Origin of the sequence: Leifsonia sp. 115AMFTsu3.1 (genome assembly GCF_004362795.1) — a bacterium.
Lineage (GTDB): Bacteria > Actinomycetota > Actinomycetes > Actinomycetales > Microbacteriaceae > Leifsonia.
Genome location: NZ_SNYB01000001.1, coordinates 625487 through 637429, shown reverse-complemented (window position 1 = coordinate 637429; position 11943 = coordinate 625487). Strand labels below are relative to the sequence as shown.

Annotated in this window: 13 protein-coding genes; 2 read left to right on the top strand and 11 right to left on the bottom strand. The window is 70.3% G+C overall.

The annotated features are described in order from the left end of the window. Nucleotides 1-2: 2 nt before the first annotated feature. Nucleotides 3-920, bottom strand: coding sequence for an aldo/keto reductase (locus tag AXZ95_RS03220; protein WP_018189563.1), 918 nt, complete (start codon nt 918-920; stop codon nt 3-5). Nucleotides 921-999: 79 nt separating this feature from the next. On the opposite strand from AXZ95_RS03220, the gene AXZ95_RS03215 reads away from it, so the two are divergent. Further along, nucleotides 1000-1581 carry a TetR/AcrR family transcriptional regulator gene (locus AXZ95_RS03215; protein ID WP_018189562.1) on the top strand — a complete coding sequence of 194 codons (582 nt, stop codon included), beginning with the start codon at nt 1000-1002 and terminating at the stop codon, nt 1579-1581. 31 nt (nt 1582-1612) lie between these two features. Continuing rightward, nucleotides 1613-2131, top strand: a complete 519-nt coding sequence (locus tag AXZ95_RS03210) for an Lrp/AsnC family transcriptional regulator (protein ID WP_018189561.1) — start codon at nt 1613-1615, stop codon at nt 2129-2131. A gap of 9 nt (nt 2132-2140) precedes the next feature. On the opposite strand, the gene AXZ95_RS03205 is transcribed toward AXZ95_RS03210, so the two are convergent. The 10 genes from AXZ95_RS03205 to AXZ95_RS03160 form a co-directional block, all read right to left on the bottom strand. Beyond that, nucleotides 2141-2626, bottom strand: coding sequence for an Lrp/AsnC family transcriptional regulator (locus AXZ95_RS03205; RefSeq protein WP_018189560.1), 486 nt, complete (start codon nt 2624-2626; stop codon nt 2141-2143). Nucleotides 2627-2675: 49 nt separating this feature from the next. Beyond that, complete coding sequence (locus AXZ95_RS03200) at nt 2676-3407, bottom strand: 3-keto-5-aminohexanoate cleavage protein (protein WP_018189559.1); 732 nt, start codon at nt 3405-3407, stop codon at nt 2676-2678. Nucleotides 3408-3446: 39 nt separating this feature from the next. Then, on the bottom strand, nt 3447-4115 hold the full coding sequence (locus AXZ95_RS03195) for an RraA family protein (protein ID WP_018189558.1): 669 nt from the start codon (nt 4113-4115) through the stop codon (nt 3447-3449). A gap of 31 nt (nt 4116-4146) precedes the next feature. Then, complete coding sequence (locus tag AXZ95_RS03190; protein ID WP_018189557.1) at nt 4147-4941, bottom strand: carbon-nitrogen hydrolase family protein; 795 nt, start codon at nt 4939-4941, stop codon at nt 4147-4149. Nucleotides 4942-4979: 38 nt separating this feature from the next. Then, a complete protein-coding gene (locus AXZ95_RS03185) occupies nt 4980-6131 on the bottom strand; it encodes an ABC transporter ATP-binding protein (protein ID WP_018189556.1) in 1152 nt (383 codons plus the stop codon). Between the two features lie 46 nt (nt 6132-6177). Then, entirely contained in the window at nt 6178-7242 is a 1065-nt protein-coding gene (locus AXZ95_RS03180) for a spermidine/putrescine ABC transporter substrate-binding protein (RefSeq protein ID WP_018189555.1), read from the bottom strand. Between the two features lie 38 nt (nt 7243-7280). After that, on the bottom strand, nt 7281-8108 hold the full coding sequence (locus AXZ95_RS03175) for an ABC transporter permease (protein WP_018189554.1): 828 nt from the start codon (nt 8106-8108) through the stop codon (nt 7281-7283). Next, entirely contained in the window at nt 8108-9064 is a 957-nt protein-coding gene (locus AXZ95_RS03170) for an ABC transporter permease (protein ID WP_018189553.1), read from the bottom strand. The genes AXZ95_RS03175 and AXZ95_RS03170 overlap by 1 nt, the downstream gene beginning before the upstream one ends. Before the next feature lie 167 nt (nt 9065-9231). Then, nucleotides 9232-10464: an ROK family transcriptional regulator gene (locus AXZ95_RS03165; protein ID WP_018189552.1), complete on the bottom strand. Its 1233-nt coding sequence runs from the start codon at nt 10462-10464 to the stop codon at nt 9232-9234. Between the two features lie 17 nt (nt 10465-10481). Continuing rightward, on the bottom strand, nt 10482-11924 hold the full coding sequence (locus AXZ95_RS03160) for a cellulase family glycosylhydrolase (protein WP_018189551.1): 1443 nt from the start codon (nt 11922-11924) through the stop codon (nt 10482-10484). Nucleotides 11925-11943: the final 19 nt, after the last annotated feature.

Genomic DNA, 11943 nt, shown 5'->3' with positions numbered 1-11943 from the left:
GACTAACGCCGCACGGAATCCGACGGACCGGCCGTCGCACCGGCCACGGCGTCCAGTTCGGCCAGCTGCTCCGCGGTGAGCACCAGCGCGCCGGCGGCCACGTTCTCCTCCAGGTGCGGGATGCTCGCCGTGCCCGGGATGAGCAGGACGTTCGCCGCGTGCGCGAGCAGCCACGCGAGGCCGACCTGGGCAGGTGTTGCGTCCGTCTCCGTCGCGATGCGCCGGACCGTGGGGTCGTCGGCGACCTTCGGGTACTGCGCGAAACCGCTGCCGAGCGGGAAGAACGGCACCCAGGCGATCCCTTCGGCGAGACAGAGGGCGAGGAGGTCCTCGTGCTCCCGGCTGAGCAGGGAGTAGGCGTTCTGCACGCAGGCGATCCCGGCGGGCACGGCGCGGCGCAGGGTCGACGCACCGACGGCGCTGAGCCCGATCGCGCCGATCAGGCCGTCGTCTCGCAGCGCGATGAGCTCGGCGAGCTGGTCGTCCAGGTCGACCAGCTCCTCGACCGGCACCGTGAGACCCGGCCCGACCTCCGGGCGGCGCAGGTTGACCACGTCGAGTCTGCTCCGCCCGAGCGTCCGCAGATTGTCCTCGACCTGCGCGCGCAGCTCCGCGGGTCGCTGGGCGAGCGCGAGGGGCACGGGCGCATCCACGCGCACGGCACCCACCTTCGTGGCGATCGCGACCGTGCCGGAGTCTCCGAAGGCCCGCCGGATGATGTCGTTCGAGACGCTGGCGCCGTAGAAGTCGGCCGTGTCGACGTGGTCGATGCCGAGTTCGGCCGCACGGCGGAGCAGGGCGACCCCGGTCTCGCGGTCGTCCTCGTAGCGCTCCAGGGACATCGCGCCGTAGCCCACGCGGGCGACGTCACGGCCGCCGAGATGGAACGTCCCCCCGGGTCGGATCGTCGTGTCGGTCATGTCTCCTCCTAGACTGGGTCAGAAGCGGAGGCCCCTCCGCTGCCATGACGCTACCACTTAAACCGGAGGTACCTCCACTTTGAGCGCCGATCCCGCATCTACTCGCGCGCGCGGACCGCGTACCGACGCGGCACGCAACCGGTCGGCCATCCTCCACGCCGCCCGTAAGGCGCTCACGACCGAGGGCCCGGATGCCTCCCTCGAAGCCATCGCACGTGCGGCCGGGGTCGGCATCGGGACGCTCTACCGCAACTTCCCGACCCGCGAAGACCTGGTCGCCGCGGTGTACGAGAACGAGTTGGACGCCGTCCTCGACCGCGGCGCCTCGCTTCTGCCGACGGAACAGCCGGATGTCGCACTCCGCGAGTTCATGCGTCTCTACTCCGGGTTCATCGCCACCAAGCGCGGGATGGCCGAGTCGCTCCGGGCGGGAGGGGCACGAACCGCAGCCGCCTCGGCGCAGACCCGGCAGCGGGTCGACGCGGCCGTTCAGCCCTTCCTCGCTGCCGGCATCGAGCGCGGGCTCTTCCGCGACGACGTCTCGGCCGACGACGTGACCGCCGCCATGGTCGGCGTCTTCCTCACCACCGCGGAATCGACGGACAGCGCGCAGGTCGAGCGCTTGCTGGATCTCGTCGTGCGGGGGCTGCGGACCGCATAGAGTTGGACCACCGACGCCCCGGGAGCCCCGCATGGACATCGACACGATCGACCGCAAGATCATCGATCAGCTGCGCGTCGACGGGCGCCGTTCGTTCGCCGTCATCGGCCGAAACGTCGGCCTCTCGGAGCCGAGCGTCCGAGCCCGGTACCGCCGCCTCTCGAAGGCCGGGATCGTCCAGGTTGTCGGGATGCCCGACGCCCCGAAGCTCGGCGAGATCGAGGTGCACATCGCCATCCGCATCCGCGGTGTCGCCGTCGCCGCGGTCGCGAAACAGCTGGTGACGGTTCCGGAGATCAAGTTCGTCGCCAGCGCGGTCGGAGCCTACGACCTCATCGCCGATCTGCGCTGCGACGACGTCATCCACCTCTCCAGCATCCTGAACGAGAAGGTCCGGAGGGTCAACGGCGTCCAGCACGTCGAGACGATGACCGTGCTCGAGGTGATGAAGGACACCTACCTCTGGGCGGGCTTCCGCGAGGACTCGGCGCCGGTCGACGAGGCCATCATCAAACGGCGGACGGCCCGGCCGCAGCTCCCCAAGCTCTGACGCTCGGGCTCAGTCGGTCTGGCCGGTGCCCTGACCCGCGCTCTGGCCGGCCTTGTCGCGCAGACCCACCCACGAGTAGTCCTTGAACAGCTCCAGCAGCACGAACTGGTCGATGTCCGTCACGCCGGGAACGCGCCGAACGTCGTCGAGCAGGGTCACGAGCTGGTCCAGGTCGCGGCAGGTCGCCTCCACGTAGACGTCGTGCGCGCCCGTCCCCAGGGCGACGTGGTTGACCATCGCCATGTCGGCGAGCGCCTTCGCCACCGCCCTCGGCGAGTGGCCCCCGACGCCGATCATCAGGCGCACCGACTGGTGACCCAGCGTCAGCGGGTTGCAGAGGGCGACGATCTTGAGGATGCCCGACTCCTGCAGGCGCGCGACCCTCCCGCGCACCGTCGCCTCGCTCACCTCGAGCTCGGCGCCGAGCTCGGTGAACGGCCGGCGACCGTCGCGCATGAGCAGCTCGATGAGCTTGCGGTCGGTGTCGTCGATCATCGCAAGCACCCTAAACGCTCATCCTGAGAACGCCGGAGCCGGAGCACCCTCAGGCGATGATCGGCTCGAGCGCACGCACCGCGCCGATCAGCTCCACGTTGCCCGCGGTCGGAGAGCCGTCCTCGCGGGTGAGCCCGTCCTCGAGCCCCACCCGTGTCTCGCAGCCGTCCTCGATCGCGGCGCGGACGACGGGCCAGACGGTCAGGTCGGCCCCGTGGTAGAGGATCGGGGCCTCCACGCCCGCGTCGCGGAGAGTGCGGGCGATCGTGCGGCACGCAGCCACCGCCTCCTCCGCGTCCTCCGTCTCCGGTTCGATCAGGATGCGCACGTTGCGGTGCAGCGTCGGCGAGGCGAGCAGTGCCGGCACGTCGCCCATCGACCAGACCGCGCTCTCCAGCACCATTCCGCGGTCGAGGACCAGCTGGGCCGCATCGGCCGCGCCCTCCTCGCTGAACGCGACCGACGCGAAATCGGGCAGGGCGTCCTCGGGCCACGCCGCGATGAGCCGCATCCGCTCCGCGTGCCCGGAGCACGTCCAGAGTCCGGTCGTCGTGCCGATCACCCCGTCCGGGACCGTGGCACGGAAGGCTCGCACCATCGCGCCGATCGCCTCCGGGTCGATCGTCTGGGCGCCATCCGCCGCGCGGGCGTGAGCGTGGACGACGTCGGCGCCGGCCGCGAGCACGGCGGCGGACTCCCGGGCGATCTGTTCCGCGGTCAGCGGGACTGCGGGGAACTCGTCGGGAGTCCTCCCTCCGTTGATGGCGGCTTTGAGGAGCATGGGGTCCTTTCGGTGGCGGGAGAGAGGAGTGAGGGGAGTTCAGGACGCGAAGCCGGCGATGGTCGCGCTGGCGCCCGTGAGGTCGCCGAGGCGTCCGCCGTCCCGCAGCGCCTGCACGAGATCCGGCTCTTCCGCGTCGTCTTCGAGCGCGGTGTCGATGAGCTGCTCGAGCACCGCCGCGGGTGCGAAGAGCACCCCGTTCGCGTCCGCGAGCACTACGTCGCCCGGGCGCACGACGACACCACCGCAGACGATGGGGATGTTGAGTCCCCCGGCGTCGATGTCGTGGAGCTTCGTGGTGAGCATGCTCAATCCGCGCCCGTACACCGGCAGCCCGAGTCCCGCGATCTCGTCGATGTCGGTGGCCGCACCGTCGACGATCGCTCCGGCCGCTCCGCGGAAGGTGAGCGCGGAGGCGACGACCTCGCCGAGGGGTGCATGGCGGATGTCCCCGCCGGTGTCGACGACGATCACGTCGCCGGCCTCCACCAGGCCGGCGGCGTGGTGGAGCATGGTCGAATCGGTGGCCGTCGTCCGCACCGTGACGGCGCGACCGATCACGCGCGTCGTGCCGGCGAGCCGGACGATCCCCGGGTCGGCGAACCCCTCCTCGAGGTAGTGGCCGAGTGTCGGGAACGAGACGCGGGCGAGCTTCTCGAGGAGCTCCTGGGGAAGCGCGGACGGGGTGGGGCCGATGGTGACGGGCATGGATGTTCCTCGCGGGGTGGGGCGGACGGGGTCAGAGGCTGATGGATGTGTTCAGCCGGCGGTTCTCGAGCACGGGCAGCACGGCGCGGACCTCGTCCGTGCGGCGCTGGGACACGGTGGACACGGCCAACCCGTACGTCTCACCGCCGAGCGACGAGCGCACGATGCCGAACGGGTCGACGACCATGCTCTGGCCGATGCAGTCCGGTGACGCCGATCCCGCCGCGACGACCCAAGTTGTGGATTCGATGGCCCTGGCGCGCAGGAGTGTGCGCCAGTGGTCCTCCTTCATCGCGCCGGAGACCCAGGCGGCCGAGACCGAGATGAGGTCGGCTCCCTGGTCGATGAGGTTGCGGGTCAGCTCGGGGAAACGGAGATCGTAGCAGTTGACGAGCCCGACGGAGGCACCGGCGAGCTCGACCACGACCGGGTTCGCGTCGCCCGGGGTGACGTAGTCGGACTCCCGGTACGCGAACGCGTCGTACAGGTGCAGCTTGCGGTACCGCGCACGTTCGATGCCGCGCTCGTCGATGGCGACGATGGTGTTGTAGGGGCGGTCGCCGTCGGTGCCCTCGTACCCGGCGGCGATGATGGCCATGCCGGAGCGCTTGGCGAGCCCGGAGACGAACTCGACGAACCCGCCCCACTCCGCCCGCGCGATGTCGCCCAGCGGGAGGTCGACGCCGTCCGCGAGAAGCATCGCCTCCTCGGGCAGGACGAGGAGGTCGACGTTGTCCGCCGCGGCCTCATCGACCAGGGTCTCGATCGTCCGGCGGTTGGCGGCGAGGTCCGTCGTCGGTGCGAGCTGGCCTGCTGCGACCTTCATGGTGATCCTTTCGGGGAGGGGAGCGGGGGTTCGCGCGCTCAGGCGGCGAGGATGTGGGCGTCGTCCGCGTGCCAGGAGACGGTGACCGCGTCGCCGGGCACCAGCCGGGTGAGTGCGTCGTCGCCGGGGCCACTCGGCCGCGTGACGACCAGTTCGGCGCCCTGATCGGCGCGGACGATGTAGCGCCACTCGTCGCCGAGGAAGACCGCGTCGAGAAGCGTCGCCGCGACCGCGCCGCTGCCGACCGGCGACGGCTCCGCGCCGGCGCGCAGGGCGACGCGCTCGGGACGGACGGCCACCGTCACCTCGGCGCCCGGTCCGGCCGCGTCGGTGCGGGCGGGCACGAATCCGAGGCCGGCGATGTCGACCGTGGCCCCGGCCGGAGTGCCGTGATAGACGGCATCGAAGAGGTTGCACGTGCCGATGAAGCCGGCGACGAAGCGGTTCGCCGGGCGGTCGTAGATGGCGCGGGGCGCATCCACCTGCTGGACGCGTCCCTCCGACATCACGGCGATCCGGTCGGACATCGTGAGGGCCTCCTCCTGGTCGTGGGTCACGTAGACGAACGTGATCCCGACCTCGCGCTGCATCCGCTTGAGCTCGACCTGCATCTCCTTTCGAAGCTGCTGGTCGAGGGCGCCGAGTGGCTCGTCGAGGAGCACGACGGCGGGTCGAGAGACGATGGCGCGAGCCAGCGCGACGCGCTGCCGCTGGCCGCCGGACAGCTCGTTCGGCTTGCGGTCGGCGAAGCGCTCCATCCGCACCAGGGCGAGTGCGGCATCCACCGCGACCTCCCGGTCGGGGAAGCGCTTGCGACCGCGCACCTTCAACTCGAAGCCGATGTTGTCGCGCACCGAGAGGTGCGGGAACAGCGCATAGCTCTGGAACAGCATGTTGAGGTCGCGCTTGCGCGTCGGGAGCGACTCCACCGACCGGCCCGCCAGCTCGATCGAGCCGCCGGTCGGCGTCTCGAAGCCGGCGATCATCCGCATCAGCGTCGTCTTGCCGCATCCCGACGGACCGAGGATCGAGAAGAACTCGTTGTCCCCGATCGTCAGGTCGACGGGCTGCACGACGGTCGTGCTCCCGAACGTCTTCGTGACGCCGGTGAGACGGATGGCCGGAGTCTTCCGGTCCGCCGCTCCGGCGGGTGCCGGGGCGGTGACGGTCGGGCTGGCGGGCGTGGTCATGGTGTCGTCCTCGTGGTGTCGTCCGTGTGGTGTCGGCGGCCTGGGCTCAGGAGGCCTTGACCTTCGTCCAGCCCTGCTGGAAGTAGGCGAGCGCCTTGCCGGGGTCGACGATGAACTCGGCTCTCGCGAGCTGCTCGTCCGTCGGGTACACGGCGACGTTCTCGAGGAGCGCCTTGTCGGTGATGTGGGCCTTGGCCGCCTCGTTCACCGAGGCGCTGCCGCCGTCGTTCGTGGCCATGGCCGCGATCTCCGGCTGGAGGGTGAAGTTAAGCCACTTGTACGCCGCGTCGGCGTGCGGGGCGTCCTTGGCGATCGAGAAACCGTCGACCCACAGGGTGCCGCCCTCCTTCGGGATGACGAACTTGACGTCGGGGTTCGCGGCCGTCACCTTCGCGATCGCGCTGCCGCCGTACGCCTCCGCGACGCAGGCGTCTCCGGACGCGAGCAGGTCGGAGTAGTTGGAGGAGTTGTATCCCGCCAGCAGGGGCTTCTGGTCGAGAAGCGCCTGGGTGCCCTTCTCGATGTCCTTCTCACTGGTGGTCGTCGCCTTCAGGCCCTTGTACTGCAGGGCAGGGATGTATGCGCTCAGCATGTTGTCGAGCATGTAGATCTTGCCCTTGTACGCCGGGTCCCACAGGGCGTCCCAGCTGTCCACGGCCTGTCCGGTGCACGCCTGGTTGTAGGCGAGCCCGGTGGTGCCCCAGATCCACGGGACGCTGTACTCGTTGCCCTTGTCGTAGCTGGGGTCGGCGAACTTCTTGCCGAGGTTGTCGAGCCCGGTGATCTTGGAGTGGTCCAGCTTCTCGACCAGCTCCTGGCCGACCAGCTGCTGCACCGCGTACTGGCTGGGCTCAACGATGTCGTAACCGGATCCGCCGGCCGCGAGCTTGGAGATCATCGTCTCGTTGGCGTCGAACGTGTCGATGGTGACCTTGATGCCGGTCTTCTTCTCGAAGGCCGAGATCACGGACTTCGGGATCTCGTCGGCCCACGCGTAGATGTTGAGCTGGGTGGAGGGCGCCGAGGACGAGCCGCCGGAGCCGGACGAGCAGGCGGTGAGGCCGAGGGCTGCGACCGCGGCGACCGCGATGAGGGCGGAGGTGCGCTTCATGAGGGTTCTCCCGTTCTGGGGGGGTGCGGGGGTGAGGGCTAGCGGGTGCGGATGGAGGTGGTGCTGGTGTCGGGTGGTGCGGCGGCGCCGGATGGGCTCGCGAGGATGCGTCGCATCTGTTGGATGCCGACGGAGAGGACGACCACGAACGTGAGCACGATCAGGAGCGTCCCGAGCGCGTTCAGCTCCGGGGTGAGTCCGGACTTGAGCAGCGAGTAGACGCGCAGCGGCATGGTCGTGGATCCCACTCCGCTGACGAAGGTGGAGATCACGATGTTGCCGAGCGAGACGGTGAAGGCGAGCAGCCACGACGCGAGGATCGAGGAGCGCAGAAGCGGGAAGAGGACCCGCGTGAACGTGCGCCACGGCGTGCAGCCCAGGTCGGCGGCGGCCTCGATGAGGCTCGGGTCGAGGGTGCGGAAGGCGCCGATCAGAATGAGCGTGGTCAGCGGCAGCGTGATGATCATGTGGCCGAGGACCAGCGTGAGGATGCCGAGCGGGATGTGGAGGAAGCTGAAGACGCTGAGCAGGGCGACGCCGAGCACGATCTCGGGCACGATCAGCGGAAGGGCGATCGCGCCGAGGATCGCGGCCGATCCCCGGAACGGGAAGCGCACCATCCCGATGGCGGCGAGCAGGCCGATCACGGTGGCGACGGATGCGGCGAGGACGCCGACGATCACGCTGATGAGGAGGGTCTGGAGCAGGGCGCCGTCGCTGAAGAGCTGGCCGTACCACTGGAGGGTGAATCCCTTCCACTGGTACCCGCCGGACGCCGAGTTGAACGAGTACACGATCACGGCGACGATCGGGATGTAGAGGAACACCAGGACGATGCGGGCGATCCAGGAGGTGACGCGATCCATCAGGCGACCTTCTTCCGTCCGCGGCGCGCGATGAGACCGGCGACCACCATGGCGAGCAGCATCAGCACGAGGAGCACCATGGAGACCGCCGCGCCCATCGGCTGGTTTCGGAACTCCGTGTAGAGGGTGACGATCAGGTTCCCGACGAGCTGGTCCTTGCCGCCGCCGAGGAGCACGGGGATGACGAAGACGCCCAGGGTGGGGACGAACGTGAGCATCGCCGCGGCGACGATCCCGGTGCTGCTGAGCGGGATCAGCACGCGCAGGTGGGTCTGCCACCACCCGCAGCCCAGGTCGGCCGCTGCCTCTTTCACCGAGGGGTCGATCGCCCGCATGCTGGCGTAGATCGGGAAGATCGCCGTCGGGAGGAACGCGTACAGCAGCCCCATGACCACGGCGCCCTGGCTCGGGATGAGCGAGAGGCTCCCCGTGTCGACGCCCAGCGCTCCGAGCACGCCGTAGACGGGACCGCCGCGGCCGAGCACCGAGATCCAGGCGAACGTGCGCACCAGGAAGTCCGTCCAGAACGGCACGATGATGAGCAGCAGGAGCAGGGACTGGCGCTGCGGCGGCCGCGAGACGATGTAGTACGAGACGATGTAGCCGATCACCAGGCACACGACGGTGTTGATCGCGGCCATCCCGAGGCTGTATCCGAGCACTTTGGCGTAGGCCGGATCGACCAGCTGCGCGTAGTTCGCCCAGGTGAATCCGCCGGTGATCCCGCCGTACAGGTTGCTCTCGGCGAACGAGTTGCGGGCGACGATGACGATCGGGATGATGGCGAGGCCGAGCACCGCGACGATCGCGGGGGCGAGCAGGAGGAGGCCCGTCGCGGTCCGACGACCCGAGCCCCGCACGCGGCGGGAGCGTGGTCCCGCGCTCGGCGCATCCGCGGGAGTCGCCACGTCGAGTGTGTCGTCGTCGGCGGGGACGAAGGTGTCGGTGGTCGTCACTGCGCTCCTCCTTCGTGGCATCTCAGCGGCGTGAGCGGGGTTGATCCATTGTTGGTGTCCCGTTCACCTGCTCGATACAGGAGGGTGCTGCGAGATCAGTGGCGTCCCCGTTACATGCTTTCGCATATCGCAGCCGTCGCCGGCGCCCCGGCGGCCGGAGAGAGCACTCAGCTCGCGAAGAGCTCCGCCCGCGGAGTGTCAATCAGGGCGGTGATCGGCATGAGCGCGGAACCGAGGGCGACCGTGTCGCCGCCGAAGGTCGCCGGCACGAGCTCGAACTGGGCGCCGAGGCGATCCAGGCAGTTCCGGCGCACCGCTGCCGCGATCTGGTCCGCATGCTGCTCCATCAGGCGCATCCCGACCCAGCCGCCGATGACCACGCGCTGCGGGTTGGTCAGGTTCACCACGCTGCCGAGCGCGGCTCCGAGCGCGTCGATCGTGTCGTCCAGCACGGCCGTCGCGTCCGGGTCCGAGGAGGCCGCCGCCGCCAGCAGCGCGCCGAGGGCCTGCCAGCCGCTGCCGTCGAAGGAGCCGCCGCGGGCGCGCCACGCCTCGAGGATGGCGTCGGCGCCGAGGTACGCCTCCACGCAGCCGAGCTGACCGCACCGGCAGAGCGCGCCGCCGTAGCGGATCTTGGTGTGGCCCCACTCGCCGGCGCTGCTGTGTGCGCCGTGCGCCAGCTCACCGTCCGTGATCACGCCGAGACCGACGCCACGGCCGAGGAGAGCGACGACGGCATGGTCGATGCCGCGCGCCGCGCCGTACCAGAGCTCGGCTCGCGCCTGCGTCTTGGCTCCGTTCTCCGCGTAGACGGGGAGGTCGGGGTCGAGGTCGAGCGGGATCGGCCGGGGCGCCCAGCCGAGGCTCTGGGCGTACAGCACCTGGGTGCCGTCGGCCTCCGTCTCCACCACGCCGGGAAGGCCCAGCCCGATGCCGAGGACGCGCGGCCAGCGCTCGCGGTTGCGCTCGCGCAGCTCGGCGATCGCCTCGCTGAGGTCGCGGTGGATGCCGTCGGGCGACTCCTCCCGCCGGCCGCCGCGGAACTCCCGGTCGACCATCGTGAGCGAGAGGTCGAACAGTTCGACGGCGACGCCACGCTCTCCGACGTCCACCCCGATGGCGTACGCGCCGTCGGCGCGCGGCGCGAGAAGCGAGATGGGGCGCCCGCCCCGGGATGCGACAGAGCCCACCTCGGCGATCAGGCCGTCCTCGATCAGCTCGGCGGTGATGTTCGCGGCCGAGGCCGAGGAGAAGCCGCACCGACGGGCCAGTTCGGCGCGCGTGGTCTCGCGCTGCTGCAGCACGAACCTCAGTGCGGCGGCACGGTTCTGATGGCGCAGCGACGTCACGGTGGCGGACTCCCGGATGCCGGGTGCCGCGGGCCGTGACTGTCCGCTCATGGCTCGACGATATCCCGTCATACGCTGACCTCGAGTCTGCGCACCAGCACGCGCTCGGCGACCGCGAGGATGAGCGCGCCGTCGTCCCAGCTGGCGGTGACGGCGTGCGGCCGGTCGGCGTCCACGGTCCACGATCGCGGCGGTGCCGAGAACCCGAAGGAGAGCCGGGAGCCGGGATGCAACTCCACCGGCACGTACTCGTCGTGGGCGTACGGGCGCCCGGCGGTGTGATGCCAGATGCCGTCCGGCACCACGGACGGAGTGAGGTCGTCGATGGGCGTCTCGGCCGCGTCCCGGACGCCGGTCCAGGCCGGGAGGTGCAGGTCGGGACGCGCGAAGAGCGCGTCCAGCACCGGTGTGCGCACGTCGCAGCGATCCGCCGGCACAGCTGCGAGGAACGCATCGAGGGTGCGTGCGGCCTCCTCGGGTTCGGGATGCTCGGCCGGGTCGGCGATCCGGTCCCATCCCTCGGGTGGCCGCACGGACAGCGGAGAGGTGAGCGTGTCGAGCTTCTTCCACGGCCAGAAGTTCCAGCCGATGCCGTGCCGCTCGTACAACCGGGTGGCCGCGTAGATCCAGCCGGGGGTGTTCTCCCCGCCCTCGCCCATGTAGATCGGGACGCCGAGCTCGTTCCGCAGCTGCAAGAAGTCGGCGATGCTGGTCTCGTCGGGCGGGCACCAGTAGCGGTGGAACTGGACTGCCTGATTGTCGTCGAAGCGATGGCGCACGGGCTCCGGGTTGGTGGCCCAGTGGCTCCCTTCGTACATCAGCAGGTGCCGGTCGTCGATCGCACGGATCGCCGCCGTCAGCTCACGGTAGAGGTCGACGAGCTCGTCGTTGTAGCGGTGCTGCCACTCGTTCGGGAGCGGCTCGTTGAGGAGGTCGTAGCCGAGCACCGCCTCCCGGTCGCGATACCGACGCGCGAGCTCGCGCCACAGCTCCACGGTCTGCGCGCGGTAGCGGGGCGACATGAACAGCTCGGGCAGGCCGTTCGGGGAGTCGTCGATGTTGGTGCCGGTCTGACCGCCGGGCGCCCCGTGCAGGTCCAGCAGGATGCGCAGGCCGTGCTGCTCGCTCCAGCGCACCGCGCGCTCGATCAGCTCGAAGCCCTCCTCCCGGAGTCCGCCGTCGTCGTCCATCACGCCGCGGGCGTTGATCGGGAGCCGGACATGGTCGAACCCCCGCTCGGCGATGAGCGCGAAGTCCCGCTCCGTCACGAACGAGTCCCGGAAGCGCCGCCAGAACGCCTCCGCCCGCTCGGTGCCGACCAGCGCTTCGATGCGCGCCTCGATCTGGCGCGGGGAGGACATCTCGTCGCCGAACCGCCACATGTACCCCTCGGCCAGCAGCCAGTTGCCGAGCCCCACCCCGCGGAGCAGGAGGGGGCCGGAGTCGTCGACCAGCTGGGTCCCCTCGGCGCGCACGAAGCCGGCAGGGCGGGGGCGGAGGGAAGAGTCCATGGTGTTCCTCATCGGTTCG